General features: G+C 69.8%; 14 protein-coding genes. 9 read left to right on the top strand and 5 right to left on the bottom strand.

What is annotated here, in order from left to right; genetic code table 11:
- Positions 1 to 34 precede the first annotated feature (34 nt).
- Positions 35 to 2,539, bottom strand: a complete 2,505-nt coding sequence (locus tag OHT21_RS05305; RefSeq protein ID WP_328767054.1) for a GcvT family protein — start codon at positions 2,537 to 2,539, stop codon at positions 35 to 37.
- A 146-nt stretch (positions 2,540 to 2,685) separates the two neighbouring features.
- Here OHT21_RS05305 and OHT21_RS05300 point away from each other — a divergent pair, with 146 nt between their 5' ends.
- Positions 2,686 to 3,546: a bifunctional methylenetetrahydrofolate dehydrogenase/methenyltetrahydrofolate cyclohydrolase gene (locus tag OHT21_RS05300; RefSeq protein WP_328767053.1), complete on the top strand. Its 861-nt coding sequence runs from the start codon at positions 2,686 to 2,688 to the stop codon at positions 3,544 to 3,546.
- A 100-nt stretch (positions 3,547 to 3,646) separates the two neighbouring features.
- Here the strand turns inward: OHT21_RS05300 and OHT21_RS05295 are convergent, their stop codons facing one another.
- From OHT21_RS05295 to purU, 3 genes are read right to left on the bottom strand one after another with little or no spacing between them, the layout of a single operon-like run.
- The gene (locus OHT21_RS05295) at positions 3,647 to 5,029 is read right to left on the bottom strand and encodes an L-serine ammonia-lyase (protein WP_328767052.1); all 1,383 of its coding nucleotides are present in this window, start codon (positions 5,027 to 5,029) and stop codon (positions 3,647 to 3,649) included.
- 54 nt (positions 5,030 to 5,083) lie between these two features.
- Positions 5,084 to 6,349 (bottom strand): serine hydroxymethyltransferase, encoded by a 1,266-nt coding sequence (gene glyA / locus OHT21_RS05290; RefSeq protein ID WP_328767051.1) that lies wholly within the window; start codon positions 6,347 to 6,349, stop codon positions 5,084 to 5,086.
- 45 nt (positions 6,350 to 6,394) lie between these two features.
- Positions 6,395 to 7,267, bottom strand: coding sequence for a formyltetrahydrofolate deformylase (gene purU, locus OHT21_RS05285; RefSeq protein ID WP_328767050.1), 873 nt, complete (start codon positions 7,265 to 7,267; stop codon positions 6,395 to 6,397).
- 272 nt (positions 7,268 to 7,539) lie between these two features.
- Here purU and OHT21_RS05280 point away from each other — a divergent pair, with 272 nt between their 5' ends.
- The 5 genes from OHT21_RS05280 (at position 7,540) to OHT21_RS05260 (ending at position 13,253) form a co-directional block, all read left to right on the top strand.
- Positions 7,540 to 8,415 carry a universal stress protein gene (locus tag OHT21_RS05280; RefSeq protein ID WP_328767049.1) on the top strand — a complete coding sequence of 292 codons (876 nt, stop codon included), beginning with the start codon at positions 7,540 to 7,542 and terminating at the stop codon, positions 8,413 to 8,415.
- The gene (locus OHT21_RS05275; protein WP_443050317.1) at positions 8,412 to 9,191 is read left to right on the top strand and encodes an HAD family hydrolase; all 780 of its coding nucleotides are present in this window, start codon (positions 8,412 to 8,414) and stop codon (positions 9,189 to 9,191) included. The genes OHT21_RS05280 and OHT21_RS05275 overlap by 4 nt, the downstream gene beginning before the upstream one ends.
- Positions 9,188 to 11,557, top strand: a complete 2,370-nt coding sequence (locus OHT21_RS05270) for a glycoside hydrolase family 65 protein (protein ID WP_328767047.1) — start codon at positions 9,188 to 9,190, stop codon at positions 11,555 to 11,557. The genes OHT21_RS05275 and OHT21_RS05270 overlap by 4 nt, the downstream gene beginning before the upstream one ends.
- Positions 11,558 to 11,593: 36 nt before the next feature.
- Positions 11,594 to 12,061 (top strand): SRPBCC family protein, encoded by a 468-nt coding sequence (locus tag OHT21_RS05265; protein WP_328767046.1) that lies wholly within the window; start codon positions 11,594 to 11,596, stop codon positions 12,059 to 12,061.
- Positions 12,062 to 12,167: 106 nt separating this feature from the next.
- Complete coding sequence (locus OHT21_RS05260) at positions 12,168 to 13,253, top strand: zinc-binding dehydrogenase (protein WP_328767045.1); 1,086 nt, start codon at positions 12,168 to 12,170, stop codon at positions 13,251 to 13,253.
- A 75-nt stretch (positions 13,254 to 13,328) separates the two neighbouring features.
- Here the strand turns inward: OHT21_RS05260 and OHT21_RS05255 are convergent, their stop codons facing one another.
- A complete protein-coding gene (locus OHT21_RS05255) occupies positions 13,329 to 14,372 on the bottom strand; it encodes a LacI family DNA-binding transcriptional regulator (RefSeq protein WP_328767044.1) in 1,044 nt (347 codons plus the stop codon).
- Positions 14,373 to 14,695: 323 nt separating this feature from the next.
- Between OHT21_RS05255 and OHT21_RS05250 the strand changes: the two genes are divergently transcribed.
- From OHT21_RS05250 to OHT21_RS05240, 3 genes are read left to right on the top strand one after another with little or no spacing between them, the layout of a single operon-like run.
- Entirely contained in the window at positions 14,696 to 15,649 is a 954-nt protein-coding gene (locus tag OHT21_RS05250; protein ID WP_328767043.1) for a carbohydrate ABC transporter permease, read from the top strand.
- Positions 15,646 to 16,467 (top strand): carbohydrate ABC transporter permease, encoded by an 822-nt coding sequence (locus tag OHT21_RS05245; protein WP_328767042.1) that lies wholly within the window; start codon positions 15,646 to 15,648, stop codon positions 16,465 to 16,467. Before OHT21_RS05250 ends, OHT21_RS05245 begins: the two co-directional genes overlap by 4 nt.
- 55 nt (positions 16,468 to 16,522) lie before the next feature.
- Positions 16,523 to 17,806, top strand: a complete 1,284-nt coding sequence (locus OHT21_RS05240; RefSeq protein ID WP_328767041.1) for an ABC transporter substrate-binding protein — start codon at positions 16,523 to 16,525, stop codon at positions 17,804 to 17,806.
- Positions 17,807 to 17,846 lie beyond the last annotated feature (40 nt).

The following is a 17,846-nucleotide window of genomic DNA, read 5'->3' as shown; positions in this document are numbered from 1 at the left end:
GTCTCGACAGGCCCGACCACTGACAGCCCTGCCATCAGCGGATCCGCTCGTTGTCCGGGTCGAAGGGCGGGGTGGCGTCGTTGGTGAGCACGGTCACCGGGTAGAGCTCCTCCATGTAGGAGACGGCGAGCTCGTTGCCGACCCGCGCCTCCTCGGGCGGCAGGTACGCCATCAGCAGGTGCTTGCCCAGCGAGGGGGCGGAGCCGGCGGCGGTGACGTACGGGTGGTGCCCGTGCCCGTCGGTCAGTGCCTCGCCCGAGCGGGTGAGGATCGGCTCGCCGCCGAGCATGTAGCGCTTCACCCCGGACGCCGAGGTGTGGTCGTCGACGGCCAGCGTGCACAGCACTGCCGCGGGCTCACTGGCGCGCTGGGCGAGGTAGGCCTCCTTGCCGATGAAGTCGGCGCCCTTCACCTTCGGCCGCTGCATGCCCGCCTCGATGATGGTGCGCTCGGCGTCGAGCTCGTGGCCGAAGGCCCGGTAGCCCTTCTCGAGCCGCCCGGTGGTCACGTAGACGCCGATGCCGACCGGGCGGGCGCCATGCGGCGCGCCCGTCGCGAGCAGCTTGTCCCACACCGCGGCGGCCTGGTCGAAGGGGACGTACAGCTCCCAGCCGAGCTCGCCGACGTAGGAGATCCGGGAGGCCAGTACGGTGATGCCGTCGAGGTCGATCTCGCGGCAGTTGAGGAACTTGAAGCCGTCGTGGGAGACGTCCGCGTCGGTGAGCTGCGAGAGGATGTCGCGGGCCCGCGGGCCCCACAGCCCGATCGTGGAGACCTGGTCGGTGAGGTCCTCCAGGGACGCGTCGTCGCCGAGCTGGTCGGCGAACCACTTCTTGTCCGCCATGCCGTGCGCGCCACCGGTGACGACCCGGAAGTGGTCCTCACCCAGGCGCATGACGGTGAGGTCGGAACGGAATCCGCCCTTGCCGTCGAGTACCGGCGTGTAGATCACCTTGCCGACCGGCACGTTGCACTGCGCGACGCAGGTGCGCTGTACGGCGTCCAGCGCGCCGGGGCCGGTGATGTCGAAGAGCGCGAAGGCGGTCAGGTCGATGACGCCCGCGGACTCGCGCATCCGCAGGTGCTCGGCGTTGATGATCGGGCTCCACCAGCGGGCGTCCCACTCGTGCTCGCGCGGCATCACGCGGTCGCCGTACACCTCGAGGAGGTCGGCGTTGGACTCGTACCACTGCGGCCGCTCCCAGCCGACCGCCTCGAAGAAGACCGCACCGAGCTTCTTCTGCGACTCGTGCATGGGGGAGAGCCGCTGCTCGCGGTCGGACTCGTACTGCTCGGCGGGGTGGACGATCCCGTACGTCTTGATGAACGACTCGGTGGTACGCAGCCGGGTGTGCTCGCGGCGCATCTGGTGCGGGTAGAACCGGGCGATGTCGCTGTGCGCGAGGTCGATCTCGCTGTGGCCGTGGGTCATCCACTCCGCGACCGCACGGCCGACGCCCGGGCCCTCCTTGATCCACACCGCGGCCGCCGTCCACAGCCCCTTCACCTCGCTCTCGCCGAGGATCGGGTTGCCGTCGCAGGTCAGCGACAGCAGGCCGTTGATCGCGTACCGGATCTCCGCGCCGTCGGCGCCCAGCAGCTCGGGCATCAGCTCGTAGGCCTGCTCCAGCTGCGGGTCGAAGTCCTCGGTGGTGAACGGCATTTCGGTCGGGCTGAGCTTGGCCTGCTCGATGCTCGGGATCTCCTCCGGCTCGTGCAGGATCGCCCGGTGGGCGTAGGACCCCACCTCCATGTCGGCGCCGTGCTGGCGCTCGTAGCAGAAGGTGTCCATGTCCCGGACGATCGGGAAGTTGATCTCGCCTTGCATGCCGGTCAGTTGCGGGCAGGGGCCGACGGAGATCATCTGGTGGACGGCGGGGGTCAGCGGGATCTTGATGCCGGCCATGTCGCCGAGCTTCGGGCTCCACACGCCGCTGGCGATCACGACGTACTCGGCCTCGATGTCGCCCTTGTTCGTGCGCACCCGGCGGATCCGCCCGTCCTCGACGTCCATGCCGAGCACCTCGACGTTGGGCACGCTCTTCAGCGCGCCGCTCTCGATGGCGCCGTCGCGCATGATCGTGCCGGCGCGCAGGGAGTCGACGACGCCGACGCTCGGGGTCCAGAAGGCGCCGATGAACTGGTCGGCCTCGATGAACGGCACCTTCTCCTTGACGAAGGCGGGGTCGACCAGGTGCGACTCGATGCCCCAGGCCTTGGAGCTGGACATCCGGCGGCGCAGCTCCTCCATGCGCTCCTCGGTGCGCGCGATCTCGAAGCCGCCGGACTCGGTGAAGACGCCCAGCTCCTTGTACTGCCGCATCGAGTCCAGCGTCAGGTCCGTGATCTCGCGGGAGTGGTCCACGGGGAAGATGAAGTTGGAGGCGTGACCGGTCGAGCCACCGGGGTTGGGCAGCGGGCCCTTGTCGATCTGCACGATGTCGCGCCAGCCGAGCCGGGCCAGGTGGTGGACCAGGCTGTTGCCGACGATGCCGGCGCCGATGACGACGCATTTCGCCTGGGGCGGGACCTCTGCCATGGCGGCCTCCTTCGAGGTGACACGCAACTGATATACTAGTTGTAAGCACGCTATATGGCAGGCGGTCGGCGGTCAAGGGGGAGCCCGGCCCGGCTCCCTGTCGGACTCGCCGCACAGGACCGACTCGTAGGGAACGGAGACCGCTGATGAACGCACGTCTGCTGGACGGCAAGGCGACCGCCGCCGACATCCGCCGTGAACTGGCCGAGCGCGTAGCCAAGTTGACCGCCACTGCCGGCCGCCCGCCCGGGCTCGGAACCGTCCTGGTCGGCGACGATCCCGGCAGCCACGCCTACGTCTCCGGAAAGCACCGGGACTGCGCACAGGTGGGCATCGCCTCCCTGCGCCGCGACCTGCCCGCCGACGCCACCCAGCGGCAGGTCGAGGACGTCATCGACGAACTCAACGCCGACCCCGCCTGCACCGGCTACATCGTCCAGCTCCCGCTCCCGCGCCCCTTGGACGCCAACGCCGTACTGGAACGCATGGACCCCGCCAAGGACGCCGACGGCCTGCACCCCGTCAACCTCGGCCGGCTCGTCCTCGGCGTCGAGGCTCCGCTGCCGTGCACTCCGCGCGGCATCGTCGAACTGCTCCGCCGCTACGACGTGCCCCTCGCCGGAGCACGGGTGTGCGTGATCGGCCGGGGCATCACCGTCGGCCGCCCCATCGGACTGCTGCTCACCCGGCGCTCCGAGAACGCCACCGTCACCCTGTGCCACACCGGCACCAAGGGCCTGGCCTGGCACGTCCGCGAGGCGGACATCGTCATCGCGGCCGCCGGCTCCCCCGGACTGATCACCAAGGACATGCTGCGCCCCGGTGCGGCGGTCCTGGACGTCGGCATCACCCGCACCGACAACGGACTGGTCGGCGATGTCCACCCGGAGTCCGCCCAGGTCGCCGGATGGCTCGCGCCCATGCCGGGAGGAGTCGGCCCCATGACCCGGGCGATGCTGCTCGCCAACGTCGTCGAGGCGGCGGAGAGGAACGCGAACGGCGTATGAACGCGTGTCGAGGAGGTCGCGTACCGCGGGGGCTCCACCCCCGTGGGCCGCGCCCTCCTCGATGGCTGCCCTGCCCGGGCACCGGGTGACGCCCATCGCCTCAGCACTCGATGATGTTCACCGCGAGTCCGCCCCGGGCGGTCTCCTTGTACTTCACGGACATGTCGGCGCCGGTGTCCTTCATGGTCTTGATGACCTTGTCGAGGGAGACCTTGTGGGAGCCGTCGCCGCGCATCGCCATCTTCGCGGCGGTGACGGCCTTGACGGCGGCCATGCCGTTGCGTTCGATGCAGGGGATCTGGACCAGGCCGCCGACCGGGTCGCAGGTCAGGCCGAGGTTGTGTTCCATGCCGATCTCGGCGGCGTTCTCCACCTGTTCCGGCGAGCCGCCCAGGACTTCGGCCAGCGCGCCGGCGGCCATGGAGCAGGCGGAGCCGACCTCGCCCTGGCAGCCGACCTCGGCGCCGGAGATGGAGGCGTTCTCCTTGAAGAGCATGCCGATGGCTCCGGCGGCGAGCAGGAAGCGGACGACTCCGTCTTCGTCGGCGCCGGGGACGAAGTTGAGGTAGTAGTGCAGGACGGCCGGGATGATGCCCGCCGCGCCGTTCGTGGGGGCGGTGACCACTCGGCCGCCGGCCGCGTTCTCTTCGTTCACGGCCATCGCGTAGAGGGTGATCCACTCCATGGCGTGGGCCAACGGGTCGCCCTCTGCGCGGAGTTGGCGTGCCGTCACCGCAGCCCGGCGCCGGACTCGCAGGCCGCCGGGCAGGATGCCCTCCTGCGACATGCCGCGGGCGACGCAGGCCTGCATCACGTGCCAGATGGCGAGCAGCCCCTCGCGGATCTCTTCCTCGGTGCGCCAGGCCCGTTCGTTCTCCAGCATCAGTGCGGAGATCGACAGGCCGGTCTCCCGGGCCAGGCGCAGGAGTTCGTCGCCGGTACGGAAGCGGTACTTGAGGACCGTGTCGTCGAGCTTGATGCGGTCGGCCCCCACCGCCTCCTCGTCGACGACGAAGCCGCCGCCCACCGAGTAGTACGTCCTCGTCAGGAGTTCGGCGACGGCAGCGTCGTACGCCCAGAGGGTCATGCCGTTCGCGTGGTACGGCAGCGTCTTGCGGCGGTGCAGGACGAGGGACTTGTCGAAGTCGAAGGCGATCTCCTGGGCGTCGCCGATCTCGGCGCCCAACAGCCGTAGCCTTCCGGTCGACTTGATCCGCTCGACGTCGTGCTCGGCCTGGACGACGTCGACGGTGTGCGGCTCGTTGCCCTCCAGGCCGAGCAGTACCGCCTTCGGGGTGCCGTGGCCGTGGCCGGTCGCGCCGAGAGAGCCGTACAACTCGGCGTGGACCGTGGCGGTCTCGGCCAGTACGCCGTCCTCCTTGAGGCGGGTGGCGAACATGCGGGCCGCGCGCATCGGGCCGACCGTGTGGGAGCTGGACGGGCCGATGCCGATCGAGAACAGGTCGAAGACCGAGATGGCCACGGTCACTCCTCAGAACAGGGAGAGGGGGCACCCGGTTCAAGTGCCCCATCGGACTTACGTGTTGAGACCGGGGTACAGCGGATGCTTGTCGGCCAGCGCCTTCACCCGGGCCTTCAGCGCCTCGGCGTCGTATGACGGCGTGAGAGCCTGCGCGATGATGTCCGCGACCTCAGTGAAGTCCTCGGCCTGGAAGCCGCGGGTGGCCAGGGCGGGCGTACCGATCCTGAGTCCCGACGTCACCATCGGCGGGCGCGGGTCGTTCGGGACGGCGTTGCGGTTGACGGTGATGCCGACCTCGTGGAGACGGTCCTCGGCCTGCTGACCGTCCAGTTCGCTCTCGCGCAGGTCGACCAAGATCAGGTGTACGTCGGTGCCGCCGGACAGGACGTTGACGCCGGCCGCGCGTGCGTCGTCGGCCGTCAGGCGGTCGGCGAGGATCTTCGCGCCCTCGACCGTACGGCGCTGCCGCTCCTTGAAGCCCTCGGAGGCGGCGACCTTGAAGGAGACCGCCTTGGCAGCGATCACATGCTCCAGCGGGCCGCCCTGAAAGCCGGGGAAGACGGACGAGTTGAGCTTCTTCGCGAAGTCCTTCTTCGCGAGGATGAAGCCGCCGCGGGGTCCGCCGAGCGTCTTGTGGGTGGTGGAGGTGACCACGTCCGCGTACGGGACCGGGTTCGGGTGGAGTCCGGCGGCGACCAGGCCCGCGAAGTGCGCCATGTCGACCCACAGGTACGCCTCGACTTCGTCGGCGATCCGGCGGAACTCGGCGAAGTCCAGCTGCCGCGGGTACGCCGACCAGCCCGCGATGATCACCTTCGGGCGGTGCTCCTTGGCCAGCCGCTCCAGCTCGGCCGTATCGACCAGGCCGGTGGCGGCGTCCACGTGGTAGGGCACCACGTTGAACTGCTTGCCGGAGAAGTTCAGCCGCATCCCGTGGGTCAGGTGGCCGCCGTGGGCCAGATCCAGGCCGAGGACGGTGTCGCCGGGCTGGGCCAGCGCGAAGAGCGCGGCCTGGTTGGCGGAGGCGCCGGAGTGCGGCTGGACGTTGGCGTACTCGGCGCCGAACAGCTCCTTGATGCGGTCGATCGCGATCTGCTCGGTTACGTCGACGTGCTCGCAACCGCCGTAGTAGCGGCGGCCCGGATAGCCCTCGGCGTACTTGTTGGTCAGCACCGAGCCCTGCGCCTCCAGGACCGCGACCGGCGCGAAGTTCTCGGAGGCGATCATCTCCAGGGTGGACTGCTGACGGTTCAGCTCGGCGTCGACCGCGGCGGCGACTTCGGGATCGAGCTCGTGCAGAGGGGTGTTCAGGACGGACATACGTCTCCTCAGCCGGCGATGTGCGGGAAACACGGGACGGTTGCGTCAGCGGAAGACCACGGTGTGGTGGCCGTTGAGCAGGATGCGGCTCTCGCTGTGCCACTGCACGGCCCGCGACAGCACCCGGGCCTCGACGTCTCGGCCCATGGTGACCAGCGCGTCGGGGTCGTCGGAGTGGTCCACGCGGACGACGTCCTGCTCGATGATGGGGCCCTCGTCCAGGTCGGGAGTGACGTAGTGGGCGGTGGCCCCGACCAGCTTGACTCCTCGTTGGTGGGCCTGGAGGTAAGGGCGGGCCCCCTTGAAGCTGGGCAGGAAGGAGTGGTGGATGTTGATGGCCCGGCCCTCGAGCCGCTTGCACAGGTCGTCCGAGAGGATCTGCATATAGCGGGCGAGGACCACGAGGTCGATGTCCAACCGCTGTACCAGGTCCAGCAGTTCGGCCTCCGCGTCCGCCTTGGTCTGTGGTGTGACGGGGATGTGGTGGAAGGGGATGCCGTGGGTGTGCGCGAGCGTCTCGAACTCCCGGTGATTGGAGACGATCGCCGGCACTTCGATGTTGAGGGCGCCGGTGCTCTTGCGGAACAGCAGGTCGTTCAGGCAGTGGCCGTACTTGGACACCATGATCAGGGTGCGCGTGGGGGCGGCCGCCTCGTGCAGCCGCCAGTCGATCCGGTACACCGCGGCCACCGGGGCGAAGTCGGTGCGCAGGCGCTCCAGTGACGTCTCGGGGTCGGAGACGTCGAAGTGGACGCGCATGAAGAAGCGGCCCTGAAGGCGGTCGTCGAACTGCTGGCTCTCCAGGATGTTCCCGGAGTGGTCGACCAGGAAGCCGCTGACGGCGTGGACCAGTCCGGCCTGGTCGGGACAGGACAGGGTGAGGACGAACTCGCGTCCGGGGTCGGGGCGAGGTGGCATGACATCCTCCAGCGGTGCGTAATGAGCAACAGCGCGAGCAATACGCAACATGGTCCAAGGGGGAGGTTGTCCGGTCAAGGGCGTTGCTTGATCGATGTCCGCCGGGCTGAATTTCCTGACGTCGTTGTGCAATGAGAAGCCTTCGGCGTGATGAGCAACACGCGCCCAACTGTCGCGCCATGCCCCTGCCGCCGCCCGGCCATGGATGCGACGGTGCGGGGAACCCGTACGGCCGGCACGTCTGCGCAGCCCGGCGAAAGGCGGTGAGGGACATGGAGCTGCCCCTGATCGTGGGGGTCGACGGTTCGGAATCGAGCCTCGTCGCGGTCGGCTGGGCGGTCGACGAAGCCGCCCGGCACGGACTGCCGCTGCGACTGGTGTACGCGTCCCTGTGGGAGCGGTACGAAGGGGCCATCCCGTCCGGCAGCGCCGACCGCCCGCCCGAGCAGGTGCCGGCGGACGCCATTCTCGTATCCGCGACAGAACGTGCCCGCCGACGCAACCCCGAGGTGAAGGTCTCCACCGAGGTGGTCCCCGAAGAAGCGGCGTCCGCCCTCCTGCACGAAGGCCACAACGCCTCCGCCCTGGTGACGGGAAGGCGCGGCCGCGGTGAGCTGACGGGCCTGCTGCTCGGCTCCGTCTCGCTCGCCGTGGCGGCCCGCGCCGACTGCCCCGTGATCGTCGTCCGCGGCGACAAGGCCGGCCTGGCCGGCATCCATGAGCGGATCATGCTCGGCGCGGGCGAGCCCACCACCGGCGGCGAGGCGGTGCGGTTCGCCTTCCGCGAGGCCGAGGCGCGGCGGTGCACCCTCGATGTCGTACGGGCCTGGCGCTGCCCCGCGCACGGAATCCCCGAACATCCCCTGCTCGCCGGGGATCCGGCGCACTATCACCAGGAGCAGGCGTCCGCCGTGCTCGATGCCGTGCTCCAGGACCCGATGGCGGACCACCCAGGCGTACGGGTTCGCCGTCACACCGTGGAGGGACCGGCCCGCAAGGTGCTGCTGCACCTGACGGCCGCCGCGGACCTGGTCATCGTCGGAACGCACCGCCGGTCCGGGCATCTCGGGCTCCAACTCGGCCGCGTAGGGCACGCGTTGCTTCACCACGCACAGTGCCCGGTGGCGATCGTGCCGGAGCGGGGGTGACCGTGTACCGACCGCTCACCCCCGCCACGCCCCGCGACCTGCTCGCACCCGTGCTGCGGGATGTACGGGCCGTCGTTTTCGACACCGATGGCGTGATCACCGACTCGGCCCGGGTGCACGCGGCGGCATGGAAGGCGGCGTTCGACGCCTACCTGCGAGCGCACCCGCCCAAGGACCCCGAACGGCGCCGCCCGTTCGACGTGCGGGACGACTATCTGCGCCACGTGGACGGCAAGTCCCGCCTCGACGGCGCCGCCGCGTTCCTGGCCGCACGCGGCATCGAGACCTCGCCCGAGACGGTGCGTGCTGTAGCGGCGGACAAGGAGCGCCGGTTCGTGCGGCGGCTGCGCGAGCACGGTGTCGACGCCTATCCGGGGACCATACGGCTGGTGTGTGCCCTGCGCCGGGCGGGGGTACCCCGTGCGGCGGCCTCCGCGTCCCGGCACGCCGGTGAGCTGCTGGTCCGGGCCGGGGTACGTGATCTGTTCGACGTCCTCGTGGACGGTGGCGAGGCGGCCCGCCTTGGCCTGGCGGGCAAGCCGCAGCCGGACCTGTTCCTGGAGGCGGTGCGCCGGCTCGGCGTCCCGGCCGGCCGCGCGGCCGTGGTCGAGGACGCGCTGGCGGGTGTGGAGGCGGGCCGGCGCGGCGGGTTCGCCCTGGTGATCGGCGTGGACCGCACCGCCGCTGAGGACAGCGGGGCGCGGCTGCTGCGGCACGGCGCCGACATCGTCGTACACGATCTGGAAGAACTGTGCGGGGGAGGAGCGCCGAAGTGACGGGCTGGAGCTGGGAGTACGAGGGCTACGAGCCCGCCGACGAACGCCTGCGGGAGTCGCTGTGCACCCTGGGCAACGGCTACTTCGCCACCCGTGGCGCGCTGCCGGAGTGCGCCGCCGACGAGGTGCACTACCCGGGCACCTATGTGGCCGGCTGCTACAACCGGCTCACCTCCGAGGTCGCGGGCCGCCAGGTGGAGAACGAGGACATGGTCAACGTCCCGAACTGGCTGCCCCTGCGCTTCCGCCTCCCCGGCGGGCCCTGGCTCACCCCCGACACCGCGGCTGTGCTCGACCACCGCCAGATCCTGCACCTGTCGGCCGGGCTGCTGGAGCGCCTGACACGGTACGACCTCGGTGAGGGACGCGAATTGAGGGTGCGTCAGCAGCGGCTGGTGCACATGGCCGACCCGCATCTGGCCGCGCTGCGCACCGAGTTCACGGCCGAGGGCTTCTCCGGGACGCTCGAGGTGGAGGCAGCCCTCGACGGCGGTGTCACCAACTCCGGCGTGCCGCGCTACCGGGACCTGGACGGCCGCCACCTGATCCACGTGCACACCGGCACCGCCGCCCCGGACACCGCGTGGCTGCGCTGCCGCACCGGTACCTCGGACATCCGTATCGGCATGGCGTCCCGCGTCACCGCCGAGGCACCCGTCACCATCCGCCACGAACCCCCGTACGCCCTCCAGCAGTTGACCCTCGATCTGACGTCGGGCCGCACCGCGACCGTGGACAAGACCGTCGCCCTGCACACCTCCCGCGACCCCGCGATCAGCGACCCGCTCCACACCGCCGTCGACCGGGTGGAACACGCCCCCGGCTTCGACGCGCTGCTGGAGTCGCACCTGACCGCCTGGGACCAGCTGTGGCGCCGCGCCGAGCTCGACGTTCCCGGGGAGGCGGGCCGCATCCTGCGGCTGCACCTCTTCCACGTCCTGCAGACCCTCTCGCCGCACACCGCCGACCTCGACGTCGGCGTACCCGCACGGGGACTGCACGGCGAGGCCTACCGCGGGCACGTCTTCTGGGACGAACTGTTCGTCCTGCCCTACCTCAACCTGCACCTGCCCGAGGTCTCCCGCGCCCTGCTCGGCTACCGCCACCGCCGCCTCGAACAGGCCCGGACCAACGCCCGGAGGGCGGGCCGCAGGGGCGCCATGTATCCCTGGCAGAGCGGCAGCGACGGACGCGAGGAGACCCAGCAGCTCCACCTCAACCCGCGCTCCGGGCGCTGGCTGCCCGACCACTCCCGCCTCCAGCACCACGTCGGCTCGGCGATCGCCTACAACGTGTGGCAGTACTGCGAGGCCACCGGCGACATGGAGTTCCGCGACACCAAGGGCGCCGAGATGCTGCTGCAGATCTCCCGCTTCTGGGCGGACGCCGCCGTCTACGACGAGACCTTGGGACGGCACCGCATCAGGGGCGTGGTCGGCCCCGACGAGTACCACGAGGCCTACCCCGGCGCGCGCGTGCCGGGCCTCGACGACAACGCCTACACCAACGTCACCGCCGCCTGGGTGCTCGCCCGCACCCTGGAGCTGCTGGAGACCCTCCCGGAGCCGCGGCGCCGCGAACTCGTCGAGCGTACGGGTCTGGAAGGGGGCGAACTCGAACTGTGGGAGGACGTCTCCCGTACCCTCCACGTGCCCTTCCACGACGACGTCATCAGCCAGTTCGACGGCTACGGCGAGCTGGCCGAGCTCGACTGGGACGCATACCGCGGGCAATACGGCGACATCCGGCGCCTGGACCGGATCCTGGAGGCCGAGGGCGACAGCGTCAACCGCTACCAGGCCTCCAAACAGGCCGACGTCCTGATGCTCGGCTACCTCTTCGCACCGGCCGAACTGCAGGGCCTGTTCCGCCGGTTGGGCATACCACTCGATGAGGACACCTGGCACCGTACCGTCGACTACTACCTGCACCGCACCAGTCACGGCTCCACCCTCAGCGGCCTCGTCCACGGCTGGGTACTGGCGAGGGCCCGGCGGGCCGAGGCGTGGAAGTTCTGCCAGGAGGCCCTCCAGGGCGACATCGCCGACATCCAGGGCGGCACCACCGGCGAAGGCATCCACCTGGGCGCCATGGCCGGCACCCTGGACTTCGTCCAGCGCGGACTGACCGGCCTGGAAACCCGGGGCGGCGCACTGTGGCTCGACCCGGTCCCGCTGCCCGAACTGTCCCACTACGGCTTCGCCCTGCGCTATCAGGGCAACTGGGGCGTACGGCTGCGCCTGGAGCCGGAGCTGCTGCAGATCGAGGTGCCGTCCTCCGACGCCTCACCGATCGAGATACGGCTGCCGGACCGCACGGTGTGCCTGCAGCCGGGGGAGACCGGTCGACTGGTGCTCCCGGAGTGAGCCCAGGGCCGTGCGAAGCGGTCCTAGGATCGGGCCATGAGCCGAACCGACCGTGCCAGCCGGGTGATCGCGGCACCACCGGCGACCGTCTACGCCGCCCTCCTCGACCGGAAGTCGCTCGAGGCCTGGCTGCCGCCGGAGGGCATGCGGGGGCGGGTCGAGCGGTGGGATCCCCGGCCCGGTGGCGGGTTCCGGATGGTCCTGACCTACCTCGACGCCTCCGACAGTCCCGGCAAGTCGTCGGACGCGACGGATGTCGTCGACGTCGGGTTCGCGGACCTGGTGCCGCCGGAGCGCGTGGTGCAGCGGGCGGTGTTCGAGGCCGACGATCCGGCGTACGCGGGCACCATGACGATGACCTGGCATCTCGCGGCCGCCGGTGATGGTACGGAGGTGACCGTCACCGCCACGGACGTGCCACCCGGCATCGACCAGGCGGACCACGAGGCCGGCATCGCCTCCTCGCTGGCCAACCTGGCGTCGTACGTCGAAGCGGCTGGCTGACGCCTGCTGGCTGTGGGCTGAGCGCCTAGCTCATGCGGGCGGCGTATGTCCCGTTCAGGATGGAATTGCGGAACCGTTCCGGCCTGTGCGAGGAAGAGGGATCGTCATGAAGGCACTTGTCTTTCACGGCCCCGGCCAGTCGGCATGGGAGGACGTCCCGGACCCCGCCGCCGAGGACGCCACCGACGCCATCGTCCGCGTCGACGCCGTCACCATCTGCGGGACGGACCTGCACATCCTCAAGGGCGAGGTACCGGAAGTGCGTCCCGGTACAGTCCTCGGCCATGAAGCCGTCGGTGAGGTCGTCGAGGTCGGCGCCGATGTGCGTACGGTTCGCCCGGGCGTCCGGGTGCTGGTCTCGTGCATCACGGCGTGCGGCCGCTGCGGCTTCTGCAAGGAGGGCGGTTACGGGCAGTGCCGCGGGGGAGGGGGCTGGATCCTGGGCCACGTGATCAACGGAACGCAGGCCGAGTTCGTCCGCGTACCGCACGCCGATCTCTCCGTGCATCCGCTGCCCGGCGCGCTGGACGCCAAGGACGCCGTACTGCTGGCCGACATCTTCCCGACGGCGTACGAGGTGGGCGTGCTCAACGGGCGCGTACGGCCCGGAGACACGGTCGCCGTGGTCGGGGCGGGACCGGTCGGCCTCGCCGCGATCGCCACAGCCCAGCTCTACACCCCGCAGCGGATCATCGCCGTGGACACCGCCCCGGCCCGGTTGGAGGCGGCCAGACAACTCGGCGCGGACGCCGTGGCCGCCGCCGCGGGCGACGAAGCCGAACAGCTGGTCGCCGACCTCACCGAGGGACTCGGCGCCGATGTGGTGATCGAGGCGGTAGGGGTGCCGGAGAGCTTCGAGATGTGCACGCGCATGGTGCGCCCCGGCGGGCATGTGGCCAACGTCGGCGTGCACGGTAAACCCGCCACTCTGCACCTCGAGAACCTGTGGATCAAGAACGTCACCATCACGACCGGCCTGGTCGACACGTCATCCACACCCACCCTGCTCCGCATGATGGCCGCAGGCCACCTGCCCGCCTCGTCCCTGGCCACGCACACCTTCCCCCTGAACCAGATGGAGGAGGCGTACGACGTCTTCTCCCGCGCCTCCGTCACCGGCGCCCTCAAAGTCGTACTGGGCGGGCAGCCGCACGACACGGTGGTCGTCAAGGCGGCCGGTCCGGGGCAGTGACCGACCGTGCCGGACGAAACGTGCTGCCGCCGGTCGGCATGCGGCGGCCAATCGGTGGGCGGGTTGAGTGACGGCCTACTCCGGCGCTCGAGCGGTCGTCCGGCGCGGCACCAGCGTGGGGGACAGCCTGACCTGGACGGAGGGCCGGTGGCGGTCGGCGATCCGTTCCAGGAGGAGGCGGGCGGCGGTTCTGCCGATCTCGTGGCCCGCCTGGTCGACGCTGGTCAGCGACACCGGGCCGAACGCGGCGAAGGTGGTGTTGTCGTAGCCGGCCACCGAGATGTCGTCGGGGACGGACAGCCCGGCTTCGGTGATCGCCTCCAGCGCGCCCATCGCCACGACGTCCGCTCCGGCGAAGACGGCTGTCGGCCGCTGCGGGCGTTGGCGTTCCAGCAGTTCTTTCGCGCCCCGGTAGCCGCCCTCCTGGGTGTAGCTGGTGGACACGACATCGATGCACTCCTCGAGGCCGTGGGCTCGCATGGCCTGCCGGTAGCCGTCGGCGCGACGGGCGTTGGGCATCTCCGCGAGGCGCGTCGGGTCGGTCTCGAGGTGCTCGATGTGGGCGATGCGCCGATGTCCCAGAGCGGCGAGGTGGCCGACGACCAAGGAGGCGCCCTCGACGTCGTCGTCCGCCACCGTGTCGTACGCCGGAGAGGATCCGTGCCGGCCCACGATCACGGTCGGAACGGCGGAGGCCACCTCGTCGAGACGCTTGCGTGACGCCAGGGGCGCGACCAGGATCAGGCCGTCCATGCCGCGGTCGATCAGGGCCTCGGTGACCCGGGCCTCCCCCTTCTCGCCGCAGTCGCCGGGTCCCAGGAGCACCTGGTACTCGGTGTCCTGGAGCGTATGCGTGATGCCGTCGAGGACCTCGGGGAAGAACGGGTTGCGGATGTCGGGCAGCATGACGCCGATGGTGTACGTCTTCCCGCGCAGCCCTCTTGCCCCGGCGTGCGGCCGGTAGCCCAGCTCGTCGATCGCACGGCGCACCTTCGCCTGCATCTCGGGGCTGGCTCCGTACGCGTTGCGCAGCACCTTGGACACGGCGGTCGTGGACACCCGCGCATGCCGCGCGACATCGACGATGGTGACGCGGCGGCGTGGCGCCGAGGGCTCCATCCGGTTCCTTTCTCATGGGGAACGTTGCTCCCGAGTGTACGTACAGACACGGCAGTTCAGCGGGTGCGTAGAGGATGCCGCGTCGTGTCCACCTCGTAACAATCCTGCAGCGTGTGCGGCATCTTGACGTCACGCGGGAGGCTCTCTAGGGTCTGGCCACACCCAGTGGGAAACGTTACCCACTGCCCAGCCGCAGGACTACGCCCCCGTCGGACCGCCAGCCCCGATACGAAGAAGCCGACAGGCGCTCCTCCCCATCTCGCGCCGACCGGAGCCCTGACCCAACCCTCGTGTTGAAACGTTTCAGGAAAGGAGGTGTGCCGGTGACCCTGGCCCCGCACAAGCACCTCGCGGATCACGGGCGGCCCCCGGACGCGGAAGAGATCCGCGGAGTCCGAATCCGGCGGGCGCGCACCACCCCGCCCTGGTGGTTCGCGCTGCCCGCCCTGCTGCTGTTCGCCTTCGTCGTCCTGGTGCCGAGCGCGCGCGGTGTGCACTACGCCTTCACCGACTGGGACGGCCTGGATCCCAGCTTCTCCTTCGTGGGCCTGGACAACTTCTCCGCCATGCTCGACGACCCCGACGCGAAGGTGGCCATCTGGCACACGCTGCTGATCGCCGTGGCGATCACCGTCATCCAGAACGGGGTGGGCCTGCTGCTGGCCCTCGGGGTCAACTCGGCCATCAAGTCCCGGAACCTGCTCAGGGTCTTCCTGTTCGCCCCGGCCGTGATCACCCCGATCGTGACCGCGTACCTCTGGCGCAACCTGCTCGGCCCCGACGGCGCGGTCAACAGCCTGCTCGGCGCGATCGGCCTTGACGGCCTGGGGCAGGACTGGCTGGGCAGTCCCCGGCTCGCCCTGTGGTCGGTGATCGGCGTGATCGTCTGGCAGTACGCCGGCTACTCGATGGTCATCTTCCTTGCCGGGCTGCAGTCGGTACCGAAGGAGATCCATGAGGCGGCGTCCATCGACGGGGCAGGTCCGGTACGGCGCTTCTGGTCGGTCACCCGGCCCCTGCTCGCCCCCGCCTTCACCATCAACCTGATGCTGTCGATCATCGGCGGGCTCAAACTCTTCGACCAGGTCTACGCGTTGACCGGCGGCGGCCCCGGCCACGCCACCGACACCATCTCCACACTCATCTACAAGGACGCCTTCACCCTCGGCGAGTTCGGCTACAGCATCGCGCTCGCGGTGGTCCTCACGATCATCGTCGCGGTCGCCTCCACGGGCCAGTACCTCGCGCTGGCCCGCAACGAGAGGGCCGCCTCATGAACCGCTACCGCCGCCGCACCTTCGCGCTCGAACTGACGATGATCGCCGCCGCCCTGTTCGTCGGCTTCCCGGTGTACGTCCTGGTCAACCTCGCCGTACGCCCCACCTCGGACACCTCGTCACCGATCAGCCCGACCACCTCGCCCACCCTGGACAACTTCTCGCAGGCGTGGCAACAGGGGGCGCTCGGCGGGGCGTTGGGCAACAGCCTGCTGGTGACAGCCGTCAGCGTCGTCATCGTGCTGGCCGTCTCGTCACTCGCGGCGTACCCGCTGGCCCGCGCGACGGCCCGCTGGTCGAGGTGGACGTATCTGATGTTTCTCCTGGGCCTCGTCCTGCCCTTCCAGCTCGCCGCGCTGCCGCTCTACCAGACCATGCGCGACATGGGCCTGCTCGGCACCCCCTGGGCACTGATCCTCTTCTACTCCGGTCTGCAGGTGCCGTTCACCGTCTTCCTGTACGTCGGCTTCCTGCGCGCCCTGCCCCGCGACTTCGAGGACGCGGCACTCATCGACGGCTGCACCGCGCTGCAGGGCTTTCGGTACGTGGTCCTGCCGATGCTCAAACCGGTCACGGTGACGGCCCTGGTGCTGAACACCGTCGCCGTCTGGAACGACTTCTTCACCCCGCTGCTGTACCTAAGCGGCAGCGCCCAGCAGACCATGCCGGTCGCGATCGCCGGCTTCGTCGGTCAGTACGTCACCGACTGGAACCTCATCTTCGCCGCCCTGGTGATCAGCATCCTGCCCGTCCTGCTCGTCTACTTCGTGCTCCAGCGCAGCATCATCAACGGCTTCGCGGGAGGGCTACGGGGATGAGACGCGACGCCCACCCGTCACCGAGGCCCGGTGGCTCTTCCCCGAGGAGGACATCATGAAGACACGTCAACTTCCAGCTTGGATGGCCGCGTTGACGGCCGGTTCCCTGCTGGCCGCGCTGTCCGCCTGCAGCGGCGGCACCAAGGCAGGCTCCGACGACGCGGGCGGCGGTGGCGCGAAAACGCTCACGCTGGCTTCGGTCGACCAGGGCTCGATCGAGGACGTCGTCAAGGCCTTCGAGAAGGCCAACCTGGGTGTCAAGGTCCGCTACACCACCAGCGGCGCCGACCAGTACCAGCAGCAGATCCGCACCCAGCTGTCCTCGGGCACGGCACCCGACGTGATGTCGGTCTGGCCGGGCAACGGCAACCCCGGCGCCACGTACGTCCTCGCCAAACCCGGCTACTTGCGCGACCTTTCGGACCAGCCCTGGGCTGCCAAGCTGCCGGACGTCATGAAGACCGTCGCCCAGTACGAGGGGAAGACCTACACCGGGATCTTCGGGCAGAACGGCATCGGCGCGGTCTACAACCAGCAGGCGATGGAGAAGGCGGGACTCACTCCGCCGGACACCTGGACTGAGCTGCTGGAGTTCTGCCGGGACGCGAAGGCCAAGGGCACCCCCGCCTTCGCGCTGGGCAACCAGGACAACTGGGTCACCCAGCTCGTCCTGTACGCACTGGTCGCCACCACCGTGTACGGCGACGACCCCGACTTCGACCAGAAGATGCAGGCCGGCGAGGCCACCTTCGCCAAGTCGCCCTGGACCACGGCCCTGGACAAGTACCTGACGATGGAGAAGACGGGCTGCTTCCAGAAGAACCCGCTGGGCACCAACTACGAAGCCAGCCAGCAACTCGCCGCCACCGGCAAGACGCTCGGCATCATCCAGGGCAACTGGGTGATCGCCCTCCTGAAGGGCAAGAACCCGAAGGGGACGTTCACGCTGCGGGCGCTGCCGGCCACCGACGACCCGGCCGAGACCATCATTCCGGCCGCGGCGGGCGCCGGCTACGGCGTCAACGCCAAGGCGAAGAACGAGGAACTCGCCCTGAAATTCGTGAATTTCGTGATGTCGCCCGAGGGCATGAACCTGTTCGTCAAGAAGCAGGGCGGCCTGCCCTCGCTGCCCGACACGGGCTTCGCGGCCGACCCGTCGCTGGCCGAACTGTCCAAGTTCATCGAGGCGGAACGGACCGTGCCGTTCATGGACCAGCTCTGGCCCAACGCCAAGGTCCAGCAGACCATGCTCAGCGGCCTCCAGGAGATCTTCAGCGGACAGTCCACGCCCAAGGAACTCCTCGACGACATGGACGCCGACTACAAGGCCGGCTCCTGACCATCGTCGCCGGTCGCCGGTCACTGCTCCGGCACCGGCA

The sequence above is a fragment of the Streptomyces sp. NBC_00286 genome, from assembly GCF_036173125.1.
GTDB lineage: Bacteria > Actinomycetota > Actinomycetes > Streptomycetales > Streptomycetaceae > Streptomyces.
The sequence above is the reverse complement of the archived record's forward strand: the minus strand, read 5'-3'. Positions and strand labels throughout refer to the sequence as shown.

Excerpts from the sequence above, each read along its gene's own strand:
- OHT21_RS05305 (WP_328767054.1), bottom strand. The coding sequence starts at position 2,539 with ATGGCAGAGGTCCCGCCCCAGGCGAAATGCGTCGTCATCGGCGCCGGC.
- OHT21_RS05300 (WP_328767053.1), top strand. The coding sequence starts at position 2,686 with ATGAACGCACGTCTGCTGGACGGCAAGGCGACCGCCGCCGACATCCGC.
- glyA (WP_328767051.1), bottom strand. The coding sequence starts at position 6,349 with ATGTCCGTCCTGAACACCCCTCTGCACGAGCTCGATCCCGAAGTCGCC.
- purU (WP_328767050.1), bottom strand. The coding sequence starts at position 7,267 with ATGCCACCTCGCCCCGACCCCGGACGCGAGTTCGTCCTCACCCTGTCC.
- OHT21_RS05280 (WP_328767049.1), top strand. The coding sequence starts at position 7,540 with ATGGAGCTGCCCCTGATCGTGGGGGTCGACGGTTCGGAATCGAGCCTC.
- OHT21_RS05265 (WP_328767046.1), top strand. The coding sequence starts at position 11,594 with ATGAGCCGAACCGACCGTGCCAGCCGGGTGATCGCGGCACCACCGGCG.
- OHT21_RS05260 (WP_328767045.1), top strand. The coding sequence starts at position 12,168 with ATGAAGGCACTTGTCTTTCACGGCCCCGGCCAGTCGGCATGGGAGGAC.
- OHT21_RS05255 (WP_328767044.1), bottom strand. The coding sequence starts at position 14,372 with ATGGAGCCCTCGGCGCCACGCCGCCGCGTCACCATCGTCGATGTCGCG.
- OHT21_RS05245 (WP_328767042.1), top strand. The coding sequence starts at position 15,646 with ATGAACCGCTACCGCCGCCGCACCTTCGCGCTCGAACTGACGATGATC.
- OHT21_RS05240 (WP_328767041.1), top strand. The coding sequence starts at position 16,523 with ATGAAGACACGTCAACTTCCAGCTTGGATGGCCGCGTTGACGGCCGGT.